This window comes from Sporolactobacillus putidus (assembly GCF_014647035.1).
Lineage (GTDB): Bacteria > Bacillota > Bacilli > Bacillales > Sporolactobacillaceae > Sporolactobacillus > Sporolactobacillus putidus.
In genome coordinates, this window is record NZ_BMOK01000006.1 from 182,729 (window position 1) to 203,705 (window position 20,977).

Sequence of the window (20,977 nt, forward strand, 5' to 3'; positions counted from 1 at the left end):
AGCCTGTTATCCCTCCGCCTTCAGTTCGTAGATAATATCCCTCAGTTCGGCAGCCCGCTCGAAGTCGAGCGTTTTTGCCGCCTCTTTCATTTCCTTTTCCATGCTGATGATGGTTTTCTTTCGTTCGGACTTCGTCATCTTCTGTTTCTTTTTCTTGCCGAAGCTGTCCCCGCTCTCGACGGAATAGGTTGCCTGTATCAATTCCGGTATCGCCTTTTTAATGGTTTGAGGGATGACATGATGGGCTTCGTTAAACGCCGTTTGAATATTGCGCCGGCGCGCGGTTTCATCCATCGCCGTCCGCATCGAATCGGTCATGCGGTCCGCATAGAGGATTACCTTACCTTCCGCGTTTCGAGCGGCGCGCCCGATCGTCTGAATAAGCGAGCGCTCGGACCGCAGGAACCCTTCCTTATCCGCATCGAGTATCGCGACAAGCGACACCTCGGGAATATCCAGTCCCTCGCGCAGCAGGTTGATACCAACAAGTACGTCGAACTCGCCGCGGCGCAGATTGCGGATGATCTCGATCCGTTCAAGTGTCTTGACTTCCGAATGCAGGTAGCGCACCTTGACGCCCATCCCTTTTAGATAATCGGTCAGATTTTCAGCCATCTTTTTCGTCAGTGTCGTGACCAGCACACGCTCTTCACGCTTTACGCGAAGATTGATTTCATCGAACAGGTCGTCAATCTGCCCCTTGATCGGCCGAACTTCAATTTTCGGATCAAGCAGCCCGGTCGGACGGATAATCTGTTCAATCGGTTTTCCGGAATGTTCCAGCTCATAATCTGCCGGCGTCGCTGAAACATAAACGATCTGATGAACCTTCTCTTCGAATTCCTCGAATTTTAACGGACGGTTGTCCTTTGCCGAAGGAAGCCTGAATCCGTGATCCACAAGCACATTTTTCCGCGCCTGATCCCCGTTGTACATTGCCCTGATCTGGGGCAGTGTCGCATGGGACTCATCCACCATAATAAGAAAATCTTCCGGAAAATAATCCATCAGCGTATAAGGCGACTCGCCCGCTTTTCTGAATGTAAGATGACGGGAATAGTTTTCAATGCCGGAACAAAATCCGACTTCCTCCATCATCTCCAGATCGTAGCGTGTCCGCTGCTCAAGGCGCTGCGCTTCCAACAGTTTCCCATTGTCCCGGAGCACCTTCAGCCTCTCCTCCAGCTCATTCTGGATGTTTACAATCGCACGTTTCATTTTCTCCTGTCCGGTCACAAAGTGGGATGCCGGATAGATAGCGACATGATCCCGTTCCCCGACAATTTCCCCCGTCATTGGATCCATTTCCGTCAGGCGCTCGATCTCGTCACCGAAAAATTCAACGCGGATACAGTGATCGTCCCGCGAAGCCGGAAAAATCTCGACGACATCCCCATGCACACGGAATGTCCCGCGGGTAAAATTGATGTCATTGCGCGTGTACTGGATATCGACCAGCTCGCGCAGCATCGCATCGCGGTCTTTTTCCATCCCGGGCCTCAGCGAAACAACGAGCGATTTGTATTCTTCAGGAGAACCCAGTCCGTAAATACATGAGACGCTGGCCACGATAATGACATCGCGCCGCTCGAACAGCGAGCTGGTGGCCGAGTGCCGCAGTTTGTCTATTTCATCATTGATGCTTGAATCCTTTTCAATATAGGTATCCGTCTGCGGAATATACGCCTCCGGCTGATAATAGTCGTAATAGCTGACAAAATACCCGACCGCATTATTCGGAAAAAACTCTTTGAATTCGCTGTAAAGTTGGCCGGCAAGCGTCTTATTGTGCGCAATAACCAGCGTCGGCTTCTTTACCTGGGCAATCACATTCGACATAGTAAACGTCTTGCCTGTGCCGGTCGCCCCGAGCAGGGTCTGATGCTTTTTCCCATGTTCGATTCCTTCTACCAGCTCGCGAATCGCCTCAGGCTGATCCCCCTGTGGTTTGTAATTTGATACAAGCTGAAAATCCATTCATCTGCCCTCCAATTGGCATGAATCATTAATAGAAGTATACCACAGGACACTTTATAATAGGCAAATAATACGAACAGATATTCTAAAAAAATATCTTTCATTACATGTTGGTACCCCTTGCACTATTTGCAGCCGACAGGATCGGTCTATCGGTCGTCTCAAGGAGTTTATCAGTCGTTGCGCGCTGTTTATCGGTCGTCTCAAGGGGTTTATCAGTCGTCGCGCTCTGTTTATCGGTCGTCTCAAGGAATTTATCGGTCGTTGCGTGTTGTTCGGCCATTATGAACATGTGTATCTGCCGTAACGCATTCGCTAACTGTCCAGACGTACATAGATGAGCTATCAGAAGTATCAATTTTTTTTATTTTAATAAAGAAAAACGTCTCCACACATTGATATGGAAACGTTTTATCGACTGGTAATAAAAATCAGGAGTTTGAGTTTGCGTCCGCACCGATATATTTTTCAATTTCCTGGACAACTGCCTTGGCAGCCTTGCGGCTCAGGATCAGTTTGCCATTCGCAAGAACCAGATTGTCTGGCGATACCTCATTCGTAATCTGGCAGGCCATGCTCGGAACGTACTTTTTAAAAATAATGCGATCCTCTTCCGTAAATATTTCCAGCGGATCGCCTTCTTTGATATTCATCGTTCTTCTCAGTTCGATCGGTATCACGACACGACCCAGCTCGTCAACTTTTCGCACAATTCCGGTTGATTTCATATGTTATATTTTGGCTCCTCTCTCTCGATTTAGTAAGTTACTTAAAACAAGAATAGCACAATAAAAAAAAATCCATAAATAATAACTCTTTTTTTTGTAGGCTGAATTCTTTTTACAGCGCCTTCAATCTGACAGTAACATTGATGGAACATCCGGGTAACGGAATAGCCGCCTCGGACCTCGCTTTCAGAACCTGCGGGCAGCGCACCTCTCAAAGCTGAATTCCATCCTTTACCTGTACCTGAAAAGCTGGAAATCGATACGGACGACCCCCGCTGCCGGATCCTGTTCCGAAAATAGTATTCGATGCTCCGATCACGCTTTTGTCTTTCGATCATTTTCCCATTTAGCGGCTTCAAGAAAAAGCAGTCCGATTCTGTGCCCGTCATCTTGATGGATCGGCCCCTTCGCGAAACGCGGTTCCCCGAAGCGGTCGATCACTTCAAGCTTGCAGTAGGCGGCGCGCTTCTGCAGCGCCTCATAAAAATCGTATTCACTGGTGACCTCCTGATCATTCGCCCGAAGAATCTCTTCTCCCATCCTGATTCCCATCCGGTCGCCGAGAGTGTGCGGTATGACTCCGACGACTCGAATGCCTTTGGTTGGCCTGATAAAGTAAAGCGGCCGCTTCTCCCGCAGATAGTGATGATACCAGACCAGCCCGAACCGGCTGATCAGAGCCAGAGCTCCTCCTATGACAGCTAGAACCGGAAGATGAAGCGGATAGGAAAGACCAACAAACAAGCCTGTCAGAAGAACGTTCGCGAGAAGCCAGTGACCGGTGGCACGTACGGCCCGCCTTGGGAGCGTATGCGTGATCAGCTGAGCGATTCCGACACCAAGCGGAAAAAGCGCAAAACCGAACGAATGGCCCGCACCGGATACAAATGGCCATAGTCCGATTGATCCAACCGGACCCGCGGAAGGGACGAGGAAAAACAGCGGAACAATCCAAAGCGCGCTCGCTTCGTGGGCGCCAACCTTGCTCCCGCGCCGACTGTCAATCAGGCGCGGCGAAGTCTGCCGCGCGCCCCAGCCGTACACAAGCAGACACTCGATCAAGAGTCCTGTGACAAGAAAAACGCCAAGGGAAAAGAAGTTGACCCCGCGGATCCCTTCGATCCACTGGTTAACAAGCGGATAGGGGGTTTTAATATCGGGAAGCAAATAAGCCGCGACAATCGTCAGCCCCCCTGCAATCGCCGGCGAAAGAAAACGGAGCTGAGTGGTCAGCATAATAAGCAGATAGGCACACGACAGCAGCACGATCACACCCGCCGGCAGCGCGGTACCGGACAGGAGCAGCAGCGCCGAACCGATAGCCCCCGTGATCAGGCTTGGCGCCGTACTCGAAAAAATGGTGTTGAACATACCGTAAGCCTTGACGTGGAACGAAAGCCTTTCCCGTTTCACCCGCTGCATGCTGAACAAGAACAGTCCCAAAATCAGCAAATAAAGTACAGGATTATAGAAAAACGAAGCAATTCCCAAAAATACCGAACGTACCATGTCACCCATCCGCAATTCCCCCAAAATCGATCAAATAAAAATTTCCGATAAGTTAAGAATACAGCAATTACGCATGATCTGCGAACTATATTCCTGTATTTTGGAAATAATTTCATAGATCGACGGCCCGGTCTTTTTTCGCGCCGAGTAAAATAAAAAGACAAAAAGATCTTTTAAACTTTTTCCTGTTTGTTTGAGGAGACCAATACCTGCTCTTCTAAAAAATGAAAAATGGAACATTCACAAATCGTGAGCGTTCCGTTTTTGTCCTTCGTTTTATTCGTATCTTTCCGGAATTCGATGCGCCGTGTTCCAGTCCTTGAATCACTTGACAGCCTTTTCGATTTCCTGAATCGCCGCGTTCAACTGGAGATCATTTTTCGGGTTCGCAATCGCGGCGAGTGTCTTAGCCTGCAGCGCATCCGCGGTCTTCTGGTCGATCGCACCCGTGACCGGGAGCCCTGCCGATTGCTGGAAGGCTTTCACTTCCAGTTGCGTATTCAGACTGAAATAGCCGTCCGTACGTTTCGGATCGAAGCCGGAGGCGACCAGCATTTGCTGGGCGTCGGCAATTATCGTTCCCGTCTGGTCATATTTCAGCGCTTCGCCGTTTTTTAATGTCAGCGGGCTGGAAAAGAAATAGGCCGGCTGCTGAACCGCAACGGTCGGCTGGATACCCTTTTTATGAATCCAGTTTCCGTCCGGAGTCAGCCATTTATCCGTTGTCAGCTTCAACTCGCTGTTATCGGACAGGGCGATACCTTGCTGAACCGTCCCCTTGCCGAACGATTTGACACCGATAAGCGGATAACCTGCCGCCTCATGAAGCGCCCCGGCCAGAATTTCTGAGGCTGAGGCACTTCCCCCGTCGATCAGACAGACAACCGGATAACTCTTTTTCGTCTTGAGTGTTGAGTAGAACGGCTGTTTTTTGCCTTGCCGGTCTTCGATCTGAACAATCGGCTTGTTATCCGGCACAAGCAGATTGGCGATTTTTTCCACAGCCTGCAGATAACCGCCCGGATTACCGCGGACGTCAATGATCAGCCCCTTCATTTTCTGGTTCTGAAGCGACGTCAGCGCATTTGAAAATTCCTTATCTGTGTTCTCGTTAAATTGAGTGATCGCGATATATCCTAATGGCTGGCCGCCCTGCTCGATCATTCGGCTGTCAACCGTTTGGATCGGAATAACGTCGCGCTTAATCGAAAACATCAATTCATTGCTGACGCCGGCGCGCCTGATGCCGATCTTGACCGTCGTTCCTTTTTTCCCGCGGATTTTGGAGACCGCCTGATTAACATCCAGTCCGTCGGTAGACTGCCCGTTAATCGAGACAATCTGGTCGTTCGGCCTGAGTCCGGCTTTTTCCGCCGGAGAGCCCTTTATCGGCGATACAATGCTGATCTTGGTGCCGACCAACTGAACCTCGGCGCCGATACCCTGGAATGAGGAAGACAGAGACTGGTTGAAGTCGGAAGCCGTCTGCGCGCTCATATAACTCGAAAAAGGATCGCCAAGCGCCTGAATCATGCCGTTGATCGCGCCGTCGTACAGTTTCTGGCTGTCTATTTTTTGAAAATAGTCCTTTTCAATCAGATCGTGAATCATTTGGATTTTAGACACCGCACTGTTTGCTGTAGTGGAACCGGCCACGACGGACGACGCGGGAACGGAAACGGAATTGCTGTTTCTGACAAAGCTAAACACCGCATAGGATCCCGCGGCCCCGACGATCAGCGAGATCGCCATCAGCAGTGCGACGACTTTGCCGCTGAATTTTTTCATGAAAAACTGCCCCCTCCAAGTCAATCACCAAGTATGCCCGAACGATTTCCGGCATTATATTACGTAACTTGAGTGACTATGATCATACAGCAACAGCGGCCCTTTGTCACAAAAAGAACATCGGCGGCTTCTGAAAACCGCCTGCTTCAGATTTTCAGGAATTTGCGGACCGAGTTCAGACTGCCCCAGACGCCGATAATCGCGCCGATCCCGATGAGCAGCAGGCTGAGATTGGCCGTCATCGTCTGATAAGGAATCAGTCTGATGAACATTTGAGATAAATTGCCGCTAAGATTATAATAGGCAAAATGATAAACAATCATAACAAGAAATACCGGAATGACCGAGCCAAGTATTCCCATAAACAGACCCTCGATAAAATAGGGCCAACGGACGAAGGCATTGGTCGCACCGACAAGCTTCATGATTTCAATTTCGCGCCGCCTCGCCACGATTGTCAGTTTGATCGTGTTGGCAATCAGGAAAACGGATGTGAACAAAAGTCCGATAATCAGCACAATCCCGACATTTCTCGCGATGTTGACAAACTGAAACATTTTTTCAACCGTACCTTTGCCATAACGCACATCGGAAACGTACGGTAAACTTTTGACTTGCTGTGCCACCTGAACCGTCTGCTCCGGGCGGCTTGTTTTCAGGATAAACACGTTAGGCAGCGGATTCTGTTTTTGCAGATCCTGAAATGTCGATTTGTCGCTGCCCATACTTTGCAGCAGGTTGTTCAGCCCCTGCTGTTTTGACTGGAAAGTGACCGACTGAACATTCTTGACCTGCTTAAGATTGCTTTCAAGCTGATTCTGCTGCACACTTGTCGCGGACTGATCGATGTAGACGCGCACCTGCACGTCGTTCTCGATATCGCCTGCAATTTTATTCAGATTAAACATGACCATGAGAAACAATCCGACAAGAACGAGCGATACCGTCACCGCACTTACTGATGCAAAAGTCATCCAGCCGTTGCGGGCAAGGCTCTTGAAACTTTCATTGAGGTGCCGTTTCAATGTTCTAAGCTTCATAGCCGTATTCACCTTCCTGTTCATCTCGGACTACCATGCCGCCCTCAAGCGCAATGACTCTGTGCCTGATCCGGTTCACGATGTCCTTGTTGTGCGTAGCCATAACGACCGTTGTCCCCTGCTCATTAATCCGTGTGAAAACGTCCATAATCTGCCACGATGTCTCCGGATCAAGATTTCCCGTCGGTTCATCGGCGATCAGAACCGGCGGTCTGTTGCAGATCGAGCGGGCAATCGACACCCGCTGCTGTTCGCCTCCGGACAATTGATCGGGAAAAGAGCGCAGTTTGTGCTTCAGTCCAACAAGATCAAGCACTTCCATGACCCGCTTTTTAATCGCCTTTGGATTTTCTTCAATGACTTCAAGAGCAAACGCCACATTTTCATAGACTGTCAGTTTCGGAAGCAGCCGGAAATCCTGAAAAACGACGCCGATTTTCCGTCTGAAATAAGGCACCTGCCGCTCCCTGAGCGTGGCAATGTTTTTATGGTTAATGAAGATCTTCCCTCTTGTTGGTTTCAATTCTCTGAATATCATTTTAATAAAAGTAGATTTTCCAGCCCCGCTCGGACCGACAATATAGACAAATTCCCCCTGTTTAACAGACAGATCGATGCCGTTCAGCGCCATAACGCCGTTTGAATAAGCCTTCCAGACATTCTGCATCAAAATCATGTCGTCCATTTTGCTGCTTCCCCCGCAATCTTTTTGATTGATTTTAATTGATTTTGACTGAAAAAGTGATTACTGTCCGAACCATTTCCATAAAGATAGCATTCGCACTCGTATGAAAATTGAGTCGGTCCATCTCCGGGAAAGAGTGGTGCGGAGCGTGCACCAAAAAATACGGTCACAAAAAGCCACGGACCGTTTGATGCATGATACATCAGATTATGTATGAATGACCAATGGCTTTCATTTGAATCATTTTTCATTATACCATTCAAATCCGACGTATTCCCTATGAAAATTATTACATTTAAATTTCAAATAAACGGCTCTATCAATAAAGGAATGGAAGAAAATTAAAGACCGGCAATCAGGAGTGATAACAAAAATATGAAGATGATGACCGAAGAAACCATTCTTTTTATCAACCCGGCCTTTTAAAAACCAGAAAAATTAAGGGCAGAGGTTTCTTTACTCATTTCCTGAATCCCGTAAAACAAAGCCACTTTCCTGAACCGGATTCCATTGTTTCCGCTCTGACTCATCGACGCCGATAAAATCCTTTTCCGAAGACTTCCGTCGCGTTTGAGATGATAAAAAATGACTCGGGATCAACCGAATGAACGAGCTGTTTGAGATGCGTCAGCTCATTCTGCGACACCACGGTCATCAGCATCGGACGATCATCTCCAGTAAATCCTCCCTGACTGATGATTCGGGTCACACCACGGTCGATTTCGTTCAGAATGCTGCGGCGCAGTTCATCTTCCTTATTCGAAATAATCAATGCCATCTTTTCCGTGTTGAACCCGATCTGCACGACATCAATCAATTTGGCTTGCAGATAGATGCTGATCAGAGCATACAAAGCCGCCTCGAGCGAGATGAGAAAAGCGGACGACAGGACGATCAACCCGTCAATAATTGAGACGCAAAGACCGATCGAAAGCCCCGTAAAACGCTGGATCACCTGGCCTGCAAGAGCCGTGCCGCCGGTTGAACCTCGGCCGCGGAAAACGATGCCGAGACCAAGTCCGACACCGATTCCTCCGAACAGCGCACCGAGCAGCGGGTTGTTCGTTGCCGCCGGCCAGCCTGACGTCAGAAAAACGGATAGCGGCAGAAAAAGTGTGCCCAGCAATGTCTTCAGCGCATAATCGAGATAACCGAAACTTTTGCCGAGTATGAGCACACCGCTGACGTACAGTGGTATATTGACTGCCCAAAGTACAAAAGACGGCTCCCAGCCGAGCGTCCAGTGCAAAATAATGCTGATGCCGCTCACACCGCCGGCCGCGATCCGATTCGGCAGCTGAAAAACATTAAACGAAATCCCAATGATTGCCGAACCGATCAGGACATATAAATAATCCATCAAAACTGCCATCCGTCCGCGGGGGATGGCTAAATGCTTGTCTCTTTTCCATAAAAAAGCCATAATCAGTCTCCTTTGTTTTACCCCGTTAATCAAACTTTCACTGCAAAACGCATCGTTCTATTTACACGCGGTGCTTAACTCTAACCTTGCAGTGAACATCACCGCTGTTACATTCATTGATATTAAAAAAAATAATTTTCTGATCGCCGCAACAGAACTGAGGCAGTGTCTTTTGATCAAAAAGTCCAGATTGTATTCTGATTATTCACACTTATTGATTCTACAACGTTTACTGTCGATTCTTTTCCGCTTACTGGTGATTTCTAAGCATTTACTGTTGATACTGTTCCGTTTACTGTTGATTCCGTGCTTTTTACTGTTGATTCTCGGCGGTATGCCAGCGATCTTCCGAGAATAAAAGCCAACTCTCCTCGGTCTGCTAACGATTTCTCAGTTCTAAAACCGATTCTCGCCGGTTCCCTAACGATTTCCCGAGATTAAAGCCGATTCTCCACGAATGATTGATTCTCTTTTACTAACCGGTCGCCTTCGTACTCTTGCACACCCCAATAAGCTTTTTTGGCCAGCGATCTTCCCAATTCGGCAAAAAGATCAACGCATTCAAGTTTTGCGTAAAAAAGAGGCCGTCCGAGTCAACGAATCACTCATCAGACAGCCTCTTTTGCTTTACTTATTTTCCCGCGCGATTCAGAGATGCAGCCTCAGGTAAGCATCAATGAACGGATCCAGATCACCGTCCATGACGCGGTTGACGTCGCCGATTTCCACGTTTGTCCGGTGGTCTTTGACCATGGAATACGGATGGAAGACGTAGGAGCGGATCTGGCTACCCCATCCGATCTCTTTCTGCTCGCCATGAAGCGCGGCTTTTTCTGCTTCACGTTTTTCCTCTTCCAGCTGATACAGCCGCGCTTTCAGCATTTTCATCGCTTGATCGCGGTTCTGAAATTGCGACCGTTCAGACTGGCAGCTAACGACGATACCGGTCGGAAGGTGCGTCATGCGAACGGCGGACGAGGTCTTGTTGATGTGCTGTCCGCCGGCGCCGCTTGATCGGAAAACATCGACGCGGAGGTCTTCGGGCCTGACTTCGATATCGATATCCTCATCGAGCTCAGGTATGACTTCGCAAGAAACGAACGATGTATGGCGACGGCCCGCGGCGTCGAACGGCGAGATACGGACCAGACGGTGAATGCCCTTCTCCGCCTTCAAATAACCGTAGGCATCCGTTCCTTTAATCAAAAGCGTCACACTTTTCACGCCCGCTTCATCGCCCGGAAGATAGTCCAGAGTCTCGACAGCAAAACCTTTGTTTTCCGCCCAGCGGGTGTACATGCGCAGCAACATCGACGCCCAGTCCTGGGCTTCCGTGCCGCCGGCGCCCGGATGCAGTTCGAGAATCGCATTGTTTTTGTCGTGCGGCCCGCTCAAGAGCAGCCGGGTTTCATAGCGGTTGAACGCTCCGCGCGCTTCCGACAGTGACTGTTCCAGTTCATCCTTGAGGTCGGCGTCCTCCTCTTCCTTGACGAGTTCGTACGCGACCTGCAGATCTTCAAATTTCGATTCCAATTCGCCAAGACTGTCAACTTTGCCCTTCAGATCATTCGATTCATCGATCACTTTCTGAGCTTTTTCATTGTCGTCCCAGAAACCCGGCATGGTCATTTTTTCTTCAAGTTCAGCTATTCGGGCCTTTTTGCTGTCTAAGTCAAAGAGACCCCCTAAATTCTTTGAGACGGCCTTCCATCTCGTCGATTTCGTGTTTCATTTCCGGTAAATCCATGGTTCATCCTGCTTTCTCTATGTCCGACTCATTTGCCGTGACAGTTTTTATATTTTTTCCCGCTGCCGCATGGGCAAGGGTCGTTACGCCCGACATGCATCTTGCTGACAATAGGCTGCTTTTTCTTCGGTTCATCGTCCATGCCGCCGGAGATGACACGCAGACCGTTAGCCACCCGTTCACGCTGAACAGGCTGTTCCTGAATCTCGGCCTTCATCAGGATGTTGACCGTTTCTTCCCCGATGCCGGCCACCATTTCCTCGAACATTTTAAACCCTTCAATCTGGTAAGCCCGGTAGGGATCGACCTGTCCATACGCACGCAAATGAATGCCCTCGCGCAGCTGTTCCATCGCGTCGATATGATCCATCCATTTCGTGTCGACCGTCCGCAGCATGACCACACGTTCAAACTCGCGCATCCGCTCGGTCGTGAAGCTTTCCTCTTTTTCGTCATAACGGGCAATCGCCTTTTCGTACAGATCTTCAATCATTTCCTCCGGATCCTTGCCCTCCAGATCCTTGACTGAAAGCACGCCTTCATCAAACAGTTTGGCGTTCAGATAATCGATGATTCCATCCAGATCCCAGTCTTCCGGCACCTCATGATCCGGCGTGTGGGCATGAACAAGATTGTCGATCACCGATTTTATCATATTCTCGATGTCCGGCCTGAGATTCTCAGATTCCATAACTTCCATGCGCTGTTTGTAAATAATTTCACGCTGCTGCCGCATGACATCATCGAATTTCAGCAATTGCTTGCGGGCATCGAAGTTATTGCCTTCAACGCGTTTCTGTGCGGCTTCAACCGATTTGCTGACAATCTTGCTTTCAATCGGCTGATCGTCATCCATACCGAGTCTTTCCATCATACCTTTCATCCGGTCGGATCCGAACCGGCGCATCAGATCGTCTTCGAGCGAGAGGTAGAAGCGCGATATACCCGGATCACCCTGGCGTCCGGAACGTCCGCGCAGCTGGTTATCGATACGCCGCGACTCGTGGCGTTCCGTGCCCAGAATAAAAAGCCCGCCAAGTTTGGTTACACCTTCACCGAGCTTAATGTCAGTTCCGCGCCCAGCCATGTTCGTTGCGATCGTCACGGCTCCGACCTGTCCGGCATTTTCAATGATTTCCGCCTCACGCGCATGATTCTTCGCGTTCAGCACATTGTGCGGAATACCGTGCCTTTTCAGCATCTTCGAAATCAGTTCGGATGTCTCCACGGCAACCGTACCGACCAGTACAGGCTGGCCGCGATGGTAGAGCGTCGAGATTTCATCGACAACTGCCTTGAACTTTCCTTTTTGCGTTTTATAGATCAAGTCCGGTTTGTCATCGCGGATAACCGGTTTATTAGTTGGAATCACGATAACATCCATGTTGTAAATGCTCTGGAATTCTTCCTCTTCCGTCTTAGCCGTACCGGTCATACCCGCGAGCTTGCCGTACATCCGGAAGTAGTTCTGCAAAGTGATCGTCGCGAGCGTCTTGCTCTCGCTCTGAATTTCCAGACCTTCCTTGGCTTCGATCGCCTGGTGAAGGCCTTCGCTGTAGCGTCGTCCCTGCATGAGCCGTCCGGTAAACGGATCGACAATAATGATCTCGCCGTCCTGAACGACGTAATCCGTGTCGCGATGCATGATCGCGTGGGCCTTCAGCGCCTCGTTCACATGATGGTTGATCAGCACATTCGAGTAATCATACAGGTTCTTGATATGGAAAAAGTTTTCCGCCTTTGTCATGCCTTCTTCAGTCAGCTGAACCGACTTCGTCTTCAGATCGACGGTATAATCCTGCTTCTCGGTTAAAAGCCGGGCAAACTGATTAGCCCGCACGTAAAGGTCCGTCGATTTCTCGGCGTTGCCGGAAATAATCAGCGGTGTCCGTGCCTCATCGATTAAGATAGAGTCCACTTCATCGACGATCGCATAATTCAGCGGGCGCTGAACCATTTCTTCCTTATAAATCACCATGTTGTCGCGCAGATAGTCGAACCCGAATTCATTGTTTGTCCCGTAAGTAATGTCCGCCGCGTAAGCCTTTCTCTTTTCCTCCGGCGACAAACCTGCCGAGTTTAAGCCGACAGACAGGCCGAGGAAATTATACAGAAGGCCGAGCTGCTTCGCATCACGAGAAGCCAGATAATCGTTGACCGTGACCAGATGTGCACCCTTGCCGGACAATGCGTTCAGATACAGCGGCATCGTTGCGACAAGCGTTTTACCTTCACCGGTTTTCATCTCGGCGATATTGCCCTCGTGCAGTGCGATCGCGCCAATCAACTGAACGTAATAAGGCGTCAGCCCGAGAATACGCGTCGAGGCCTCCCGGACAACCGCGAAGGCTTCCGGCATAATATCGCCGAGTGTCTCGCCGTTTGCCAGCCTTTCCTTGAATTCCGGGGTTTTCGCCTGAAGCTCGTCATCGGTCAGCGCCTTCATCTCATCTGCCATACCGTCGATCACATGGGCCATTTTTTCCATTTTTCCAAGCTTGCGAAGGCTTGTGTCACCCAAAACTTTTTTGAGCATTCCTATCATGCCTGTATACACCTCATTTTAGGCGTTTGAAATCGCGCCGCGCTCCGGCACTTCCAAATGCCATTAGGATCTCGCTTTTCGTCTGGAGTTATGAACCCGACTCTTCCAGCATTTTCAAAATCTTTGTGCCTTGACTTTCATCGGCTCAGTATCTTTTTTATTTTAGCAATGTCAGTGCTCCGTGACAATAACTCCGTCCGTACACCGCCCCTTCAGAAAGACCGCCTGTCCTCATTCCTTCAATGTCTCACTCTGAACAACCTATTCCATCAAAAACCTTTCGTCCGGCAGAGAAATTTTACGACGTGTCTTCGCCTTCCAAGTTCGCTCGGGCATTCGAAAATTTTTTTCTTCCACAGTGGATTTAAAACGTAGAAAGGCAATTAACTTTAAGTATACGCTAAAATCACGGGCTTGAAAACAGATTGGCAGAATTTCGTGTACCGCAGATTTTATGTTTCATGGAAGCAGACTGCTCATGTTTTTTTGAAGGAATAAAGAAGGAATTTGTTCATCCGCCGCCTGACGGATTTCAGCGCCGGCATTGAAAAGGAGACTCACAGATTGTGAATCTCCCGGGTCTTTCATTTTGAACTCTTATTGTCTATTCCTGGTCGATCAGCCCGTAGCGTCCGTCCCTGCGGCGATAAACTACATTCGTTGCACCGCTGTCCGCATTGTTGAACACGAAGAACGAGTGTCCCAGCATATCCATCTGCAGGATTGCTTCTTCAACCGTCATCGGCTTAAACACAAACCGTTTTCTCCGGACCACGTCCTGAGATTCTTCCGGCGTCTCTGCCTCAATCGTTTTTGTCACTACCGTACCGCCCGACTCCTGACGGACCTGGCGGATATCCTGGCGGCTCTTGCGGTTCACCTTGGTTTTATATTTCTTGATCTGGCGCTCCAGCTTGGAAACCACCATATCAATTGCAGTATACATATCTTCCTGCCCAACTTCTGCTCTCAAGAGAAGCCCCTGCATCGGAATGGTGACCTCAATCACCTGTTCCTTATTGTGAACACGCATGTTCACACGCGCATCTGTTGCCAGCGGCAGGCTGAAGTACTTTTCAAGCTTGCCGATTCTCTTCTCTGCGTAATCCTGCAGAGATGTTGTCATCGCAATGTTTTCTCCACGAATGTTGATATTCATAAGAAAGCCTCCCTTCGATACTATATATTTTCGTCATTCCCGTCCTTATTCCTTCCTAAACTTTAAAATAATTTAACAAAAAACGCTTTCATTGACACATTTTCGACACAATCAGGCATAATTTAGTGCCTCTTAAATTCATGCAAAAAAAGCACTGATTCCATGCAATAATACAATTGAAAGAAAGGCAATGAAAGCGCTGTTTTGTATTGACGTGCCATCGAATTCCTCATATAATAAATTACGCAATAGGGGTTAATCTTTTTAAGTGATAAGTTTCACAGGCAATCTTAGTCGATCGATGGTATGATTAAAGTTTTTAAATGGTATCTTCTTTGTGATTAATTTCTCAAAGTTTGCATTGAGACGGTGACTACATCTCAAAAAAGGGGTTTTTACAATGGCTGTTAAAAAAGAAGAAATTATTGAACTTTTCGAAAGGCTCAACGAAGACGAAAAAGAATCCACTTACAACTACTTGCAGTTCCTCGCAAGTCTTAATACAGAAGAAGCTGTAAACGAAGCCGTTGCAGCAGAATAAAAAAAGATAAACCATAATGAAAGGCCCATCCGGTTGAACGGGTGGGCTGTTTTTATTTTGTTGAAGAAAAAATTCTGACTTTGATCGTAATGACGCAATTCATTCCCTCTTATCGAGAAACATCCCGTCTTTTGTCGGCCCTTGGAAGGGATTTTGGTAGCGGCTGACCGAATGTTTATGGTGCCGGAATTGATTCATGTCATTCACGATGCTCTGCTTGACTCCCTGCATCGCCGTATTAATCCCATGATTCATATCCGCGACTTCCCTGATAAGTTCCTTATCCTCATCGCTGGTTACCCCGGGCAAATGCTTTAGAATTTCGCCACGCTTATCGAACATCCGCTGCAATTTTTTAATCAATCTTTCGCGATCAGTTTGATCAGCCTGATCAAGCAGCTTTTTAATGGCCAGCGTCTGATCATAAAGTTCACGGAACATCATCTCAGGCACGGTCCCGTTTCGGCTGATTTTTCTGCGTGATCTCGATGACTTGTTTCCACGTATCCCGGAACATGGTCACATGTTTTTCCGCTTCATCAAGGAGCGCCGGATCGTTTTTCACATTCGCCTCAATCAGACAGCGGTGGATGTAGTCATAGAGCGCCGCGATATGTCCTGCCTCAGGATGTCTTTGATCCACGGTTACGATCAGTTCACTGATGATCGCCTGTGCTTTTTTAAGAAAAATGTTTTTTCCGTCAATATCTTTATTATTCATCGCAATCCGCGCCTGCCTGATAAACTTAATGCAGCCATTATACAGCATTAAGGTCAGCTCACCTTGCGTTGCTGTCAGTACGGAGTTCCGCTGATAAGCGTTATACGCATTCGTCGGCATTTTTTTAACCCTTCCCCCAATACTCTTACTAAAAAAATCATCAGTGCATTAAACTGGAAATATACGAAGACTGCTGGTTCGACAGAAGGATAGCCTGTTCCATTGCATTAAATTGGTTGTAGTACTGATTCTCGACAGCTGTCAGTCTCGTCTGTTCAGTGCTGATCTGAGTATTCAGAGTGTCAATGTTCTGTCCGATAAAATATTGATTATCAGCCATACTGGTGTTCCCGGCTTTTTGTTCAATCTGATTGATCGTGTTCGTAATGGTCGAATTCAGCCTTTGCATGACTCCCTGCTTCGTTGGATCCGTTCCCTGATTATTTGGCAAGCTCGTTCCCATATTCGTGAACAGCTGCATCACGGCTTGTGGGTTTGTGCTGATCGCCTGATTCAGAGCAGCCGGATCACTGATAACCAGTTTGCCGTGATCCCTATAGTTTGTGCTGGTTGTTATACCTATTGCCGAAAGTGAATTCAGGGTCGAACTACTTGTCCCGCTTACCATGTTCGAAAGATCAAGCCGCATTTGGCTGAGTCCGCTGCTCAGAATGCTGTCATTCCACAACATACCTGCCTGTGCCTTCGTTGTCCACGCCGTAATATCCGCAGCGGTCATACTCTGCTTTTGCGTCGCGCTCAGCGGCTGATAGCTGGGGTTCGGCGCCTGAGAAATCATGTCATTAATGCCCTGGATCGTCGTGTTATACGTATTTATAAAATTGTTGATCGAATTGTAAACCGTAGTAGTGTCTGTGTTAACAGTAAGAGTTGAGCTGCCGGAACCTTGCAGAGTAAAATTTACACCATTAACTGAGAATGTATTGGAATGACGAGTAGTCTGCAACCCATTGAGTGTGAAGGAGGCGTCGCTCCCTTTTGTCTCATTGCTTTGAGTCATTTGCAGTGTATTTGTTAAAAAAGTAATGTTGTTACCACCGCTGTTATCAAAAAAAATGCCATAACCACTTGTTTTCGTTCCGCCAAGATTACCCGTGGCTGACCGAGTCATAGATACTTCCTGCTTAACCGGATCGTAGAATGCGTTAATCCCAAGGTTTGATTGAGATATCGTTGAAAGAACATCATTCAATGAGCTTTTAGTAGGATCAAAACTAAATTGTTGAGAAAGAAAGTTTCCGTTCTGATCATAAGATGAAAGTGTAAACGTAATATTTCCGCTGCTAGGAATTCCTGTCGAATCTTTCAAGTTGCCTGACTGGCTTGCCAAACTTTGGCTTGGATCAAAATTACTGTTCGCAGCGATTGGACCGCCGACATTAAAAGCGGAAGTCGCCAGACTGCCGACCGACAAAGAATACGTCGCATTCCCGGCCGTTGCACCGGCTGTTGCCGAAGCAACCGAGGGACTGCTGGATGAGACCGTATTAACCAGATACGACGATTGAAGGCTCATTGTCTGTACGTTCGTCTGCAGCGTGGTGAGCAGTGTATTCATGGATCGGTAATCGTCCCGCTGCCATTCCAGCTTCTGCAGATTCTTCTGCATTTGAGCAAGAGGCTGACTTGCCGAAACCATCATTTGCGCGACAATGCTATCCACGTTTATGCCGCTGACCAGTCCGCTGACCCTATTATTGTTTGACGTCGAATTCAGCATACTGTTAATTGAATTAATAGAAATACCGCTTGAACTGCTTGAACTGTTTGTCGATGATGTTGAAGACAACTTTTCCGCCCTCCCTTTGTTTTTAGATCCGGTGATTGACGATTAACCCCAGCTTTTCTGCGATAGCGGCAGCGAAATCCAGCATTTTCTTCGGCGGAATTTCCTGAATCACCTCATGTGTCACCGCATTCTCAATCCGAACGTAATACGTATTCAGCTTATCATAAAAGACGTAATGCAGATTCGTGGGTACCGGAAGAAGTAGCCGATTTGCATCACTGACAAGTTTGCTGACTTGTTTTTTTGAACGATCTGATGGCAGCACTGGGTCGCTTTGTGCCGCTGCACGGTGCTGATCCGCTGTTTGATTCGTTTGAAAACTGCCATGCACCCCTGATGGCTGAATTTGGATGGTTTGATTTTGATCGATTGTGACATCTATAAGTGCACTCACAGACATAACCGACTCCTCCTCAACCCGTCATCTTAATTCTTCTAAAATTAATATCGGCGGAGCAGAAGAAAAGTTTAAATCTATTGTTTGATAATAAAGGTTTCAAACAGACTGGCGAATCATTTTGGATGATATAAAAAAACTTCAACTATGCTCTTTAAATTCCAGATGAGTCATGTTCACTATTTTTAAAACGCTTTGATGTAAAATGATGATCGCCGATTACCTAATCCACTCAAAAGAAAGTGGTGTCCCCTTTTCAATGTCTTTGGTTACCTGCTTACCCAGAACCATCTCGAAATATTTCGGCTCCAATCCAAAGCCAGGTCTCACAATCCTGATATTTTCGGCTGTTAACCGATCACCGGCATGAATATTCTCTGAGGCATAAATGGAGCGGCGGAATTTCATCGAAGCTTTTTCCGCCTCGGTGGGTCCGTATGCAATTCTCCCCAACGACCGCCATGCTCTTTCCGCTTCTTGTACAAGCATCGAAAATTCCTGCGGCTCCATCGAAAATTCAGAATCTACTCCGCCGTCTTTTCTATTTAATGTCATATGTTTTTCGATTACCATTGCCCCAAGTGCGACGCTAGCGACGGCAACGCCAATTCCGGGTGTGTGATCAGACAAGCCGACCCGACAATTAAATAATTTTTGCAAGTGCGGGATCGTCAGCAAATTTGTATCCTCTGCCGCTGCCGGATAGGTGCTTGTACATTTCAACAAGGTGAGGTCGGTGCATCCGGCTTCTCTTGCTGTTCGAACCGTTTCATCCAGCTCGGCTATGCTAGCCATACCGGTTGAGATAATCAGAGGCTTTTTTGTCGAGGCGGCTTTTCTGATTAAAGGAAGATCGTTGTTTTCAAAAGATGCGATTTTATACATCGGAACGTCAAGTTCTTCGAGAAAGTCAATGGCTGTTTCATCGAATGGCGTGCTGAAAGCGATCAAACCGAGTTCACGTGCTCTTTCAAAAATCGGTTTGTGCCATTCCCATGGCGTGTACGCCTTTTTATATAAATTATAAAGCGTATTTCCTCGCCAAAGGCTTTCGCTGTCGTCTATTTTAAAATCCGGTTTGTCAACGTCCAATGTTAACGTATCAGCCGTATAAGTTTGCAGTTTAATAGCATCCGCACCTGCCGCTGCCGCTTTTTCAACAATTTTGAGCGCGCGATCAAGCGAGTGATTATGATTACCTGACATTTCGGCAATAATTAAGGGCCTGCCTGTCCAATTAACATTCTTGCTTCTTTTCAGCGCGTCATTCATTGTTAAGTCCCCCAATGTACTGCTCTACCGTTCTCCTATTGCGCCGCCAGCTTTCTTTCGTCAAACACATCTGAATCACGTCTGCCTCCTTATCCCTTTCCGGTACTTCTCGGATCTGCAAGCCGTTCTTACAAAAGCCCAGTTTTTCATGATACGCGATACTTCTCTTGTTAAAGCTGACAACCTCAGCATAAATTTTATTCAACAACAGATGTTCAAATATGTACCTGATGGTCAAATAGCCCATGATGGTTCCCGCACCCCTGGGAGCCTGTTGGTTGCCAATGTACAAGCCCCATTCGCAGTCGTGATCGGAGAGCCTGTTGATTTGGACAAAACCACTTGGACAATCATTCAGATAAAATATCTTAACCCACTTAAATGGATTAAGAGTCATTTGATGAAACCATCGGAGATGCTCTTCCATCGCAATCCTTTCATTGTGAAACATATATTTTCGAATACACTCCTGATTTCTCCAATTTAAAACCATTTCCAGGTGTGACTCTTTGATATCTTCAAGTCGGGTATTTGAATGAAGGATCATTTTATGACTCCCAGAATCGTTCTGACGACAGGAAACGATTTGATTTTATCCTTATTAAAAATGTTTGAGCCGCATCGTGACAAGCTCTGAACACGATCAGCATGATTTAATAAATAGTGTACCGATTCTTTGATTTGTTCCGATGAAACAGCCCGGCTTTCGCCCAAGTAGATAATTGCCCCGAGTTTCCGGACCTCCTCGGCAATTCTGATTTGATTATCGGCAATTGCCATTACAATAGAGGGAAGTCCCAAAAAACATCTTTCCCACATGCTGATTCCGCCCGCACCAATGGCTATATCTGCTTGGTTAATCAAGGGGACCATATCACTTACTTGGCAAAAATAGTAAAAATTTTCAAACTGGGAACAAAAGTGTTGAATCTCATGCCTAAATTTGTTCGATTGTCCAACAACAACATTGACAGTAACCTTTTGATTTAAGGAGGACAAAAGCTTTACCACTCTTAATGTTTCGTTCTGTGGGTCGGTACCTCCAAAGGAAACAAGGATATTGGCAATCGCTCCTGTTCTTTCCTTCCTTACAGAATGAATAAATTCGTCCCTGAAAAGAATATAGTCTGGGCCAAGAAGTTTTTGACAAGAATCAGGTACGAGATCATCGTATCTTTTTAAGAAATCTTCCAATACGTTCTGATCGAGCAATATGCTGCAGCGATGTTTTCGATTGGCCAAGTCGTCGATAACCATTATCCGATTAGAATGTTCGCATAACACCGTTTCCCATTTTTCGTCAAGACCATAGTGATCGACAATCAGAAGATCAGGCAGCAATTTTTCGTCCCTAAAAAGATTCAGCAGCTCACGTGCATCCTCAAACCAATTTTCATCGTACCATTGCCAGATATTTGACTCCTCGGCTTCCCCGATACTCCGCAATTCAACTATTTTAAAACCATTTTGCCTTACCAGTGTATTAAGGTTGCCCTTTAATTCACGGCAAAAGAAAACAACATTTATCTCTGCCCTTTTTAACTGATTTGCCAAGGTCAAACATCTCATGATGTGTCCGGAACCTATACATACGGACGCGTCCACTCTTATTCCAATGTTTTTCATTCTTACAAC

19 protein-coding genes are annotated in these 20,977 nt (G+C 47.3%); 1 reads left to right on the plus strand and 18 read right to left on the minus strand.

What is annotated here, in order from left to right:
• Positions 1 to 6 precede the first annotated feature (6 nt).
• The 11 genes from uvrB to hpf all read right to left on the minus strand — a co-directional run bounded on the left by uvrB (position 7) and on the right by hpf (position 14,601).
• The gene (gene uvrB, locus IEX81_RS09115; protein WP_188802759.1) at positions 7 to 1,977 is read right to left on the minus strand and encodes an excinuclease ABC subunit UvrB; all 1,971 of its coding nucleotides are present in this window, start codon (positions 1,975 to 1,977) and stop codon (positions 7 to 9) included.
• A gap of 103 nt (positions 1,978 to 2,080) precedes the next feature.
• A complete protein-coding gene (locus IEX81_RS09120) occupies positions 2,081 to 2,260 on the minus strand; it encodes a hypothetical protein (protein WP_188802760.1) in 180 nt (59 codons plus the stop codon).
• A 148-nt stretch (positions 2,261 to 2,408) separates the two neighbouring features.
• Complete coding sequence (locus IEX81_RS09125; protein WP_188802761.1) at positions 2,409 to 2,705, minus strand: AbrB/MazE/SpoVT family DNA-binding domain-containing protein; 297 nt, start codon at positions 2,703 to 2,705, stop codon at positions 2,409 to 2,411.
• A gap of 315 nt (positions 2,706 to 3,020) precedes the next feature.
• A complete protein-coding gene (locus IEX81_RS09130) occupies positions 3,021 to 4,223 on the minus strand; it encodes a cell division protein (protein WP_188802762.1) in 1,203 nt (400 codons plus the stop codon).
• A gap of 315 nt (positions 4,224 to 4,538) precedes the next feature.
• Positions 4,539 to 6,002, minus strand: a complete 1,464-nt coding sequence (locus IEX81_RS09135) for a S41 family peptidase (protein WP_188802763.1) — start codon at positions 6,000 to 6,002, stop codon at positions 4,539 to 4,541.
• Positions 6,003 to 6,148: 146 nt separating this feature from the next.
• Positions 6,149 to 7,042, minus strand: coding sequence for a permease-like cell division protein FtsX (gene ftsX, locus IEX81_RS09140; RefSeq protein ID WP_188802764.1), 894 nt, complete (start codon positions 7,040 to 7,042; stop codon positions 6,149 to 6,151).
• On the minus strand, positions 7,032 to 7,718 hold the full coding sequence (ftsE, locus tag IEX81_RS09145; RefSeq protein WP_188802819.1) for a cell division ATP-binding protein FtsE: 687 nt from the start codon (positions 7,716 to 7,718) through the stop codon (positions 7,032 to 7,034). Before ftsE ends, ftsX begins: the two co-directional genes overlap by 11 nt.
• A gap of 535 nt (positions 7,719 to 8,253) precedes the next feature.
• On the minus strand, positions 8,254 to 9,150 hold the full coding sequence (locus tag IEX81_RS09150; RefSeq protein WP_188802765.1) for a YitT family protein: 897 nt from the start codon (positions 9,148 to 9,150) through the stop codon (positions 8,254 to 8,256).
• A gap of 648 nt (positions 9,151 to 9,798) precedes the next feature.
• Positions 9,799 to 10,897, minus strand: a protein-coding gene (prfB, locus tag IEX81_RS09155) for a peptide chain release factor 2 (protein ID WP_229727541.1) whose coding sequence is annotated in 2 segments (ribosomal slippage) — positions 9,799 to 10,833 and positions 10,835 to 10,897 — 1,098 coding nt in all. Because the reading frame shifts where the segments join, the coding sequence is not laid out codon by codon here.
• A 28-nt stretch (positions 10,898 to 10,925) separates the two neighbouring features.
• A complete protein-coding gene (gene secA / locus IEX81_RS09160) occupies positions 10,926 to 13,442 on the minus strand; it encodes a preprotein translocase subunit SecA (RefSeq protein WP_188802767.1) in 2,517 nt (838 codons plus the stop codon).
• A gap of 604 nt (positions 13,443 to 14,046) precedes the next feature.
• Positions 14,047 to 14,601, minus strand: a complete 555-nt coding sequence (hpf, locus tag IEX81_RS09165; protein ID WP_188802768.1) for a ribosome hibernation-promoting factor, HPF/YfiA family — start codon at positions 14,599 to 14,601, stop codon at positions 14,047 to 14,049.
• 400 nt (positions 14,602 to 15,001) lie between these two features.
• On the opposite strand from hpf, the gene IEX81_RS09170 reads away from it, so the two are divergent.
• Entirely contained in the window at positions 15,002 to 15,142 is a 141-nt protein-coding gene (locus IEX81_RS09170) for a hypothetical protein (protein WP_188802769.1), read from the plus strand.
• A gap of 99 nt (positions 15,143 to 15,241) precedes the next feature.
• Here IEX81_RS09170 and fliT read toward each other — a convergent pair whose 3' ends face one another.
• The 7 genes from fliT to pseG all read right to left on the minus strand — a co-directional run bounded on the left by fliT (position 15,242) and on the right by pseG (position 20,968).
• A complete protein-coding gene (fliT, locus tag IEX81_RS09175; protein WP_229727542.1) occupies positions 15,242 to 15,586 on the minus strand; it encodes a flagellar protein FliT in 345 nt (114 codons plus the stop codon).
• Position 15,587: 1 nt separating this feature from the next.
• A complete protein-coding gene (gene fliS / locus IEX81_RS09180; protein WP_188802771.1) occupies positions 15,588 to 15,983 on the minus strand; it encodes a flagellar export chaperone FliS in 396 nt (131 codons plus the stop codon).
• A gap of 40 nt (positions 15,984 to 16,023) precedes the next feature.
• Positions 16,024 to 17,673, minus strand: coding sequence for a flagellar filament capping protein FliD (gene fliD, locus IEX81_RS09185; protein WP_188802772.1), 1,650 nt, complete (start codon positions 17,671 to 17,673; stop codon positions 16,024 to 16,026).
• Positions 17,674 to 17,695: 22 nt separating this feature from the next.
• Positions 17,696 to 18,073 carry a flagellar protein FlaG gene (locus IEX81_RS09190; RefSeq protein ID WP_188802773.1) on the minus strand — a complete coding sequence of 126 codons (378 nt, stop codon included), beginning with the start codon at positions 18,071 to 18,073 and terminating at the stop codon, positions 17,696 to 17,698.
• 216 nt (positions 18,074 to 18,289) lie between these two features.
• On the minus strand, positions 18,290 to 19,342 hold the full coding sequence (pseI, locus tag IEX81_RS09195) for a pseudaminic acid synthase (protein WP_188802774.1): 1,053 nt from the start codon (positions 19,340 to 19,342) through the stop codon (positions 18,290 to 18,292).
• Positions 19,335 to 19,889 (minus strand): UDP-4-amino-4,6-dideoxy-N-acetyl-beta-L-altrosamine N-acetyltransferase, encoded by a 555-nt coding sequence (gene pseH / locus IEX81_RS09200; RefSeq protein ID WP_188802775.1) that lies wholly within the window; start codon positions 19,887 to 19,889, stop codon positions 19,335 to 19,337. Before pseH ends, pseI begins: the two co-directional genes overlap by 8 nt.
• Positions 19,886 to 20,968 carry a UDP-2,4-diacetamido-2,4,6-trideoxy-beta-L-altropyranose hydrolase gene (gene pseG / locus IEX81_RS09205; protein WP_188802776.1) on the minus strand — a complete coding sequence of 361 codons (1,083 nt, stop codon included), beginning with the start codon at positions 20,966 to 20,968 and terminating at the stop codon, positions 19,886 to 19,888. The genes pseH and pseG overlap by 4 nt, the downstream gene beginning before the upstream one ends.
• Between the last annotated feature and the right edge of the window lie 9 nt (positions 20,969 to 20,977).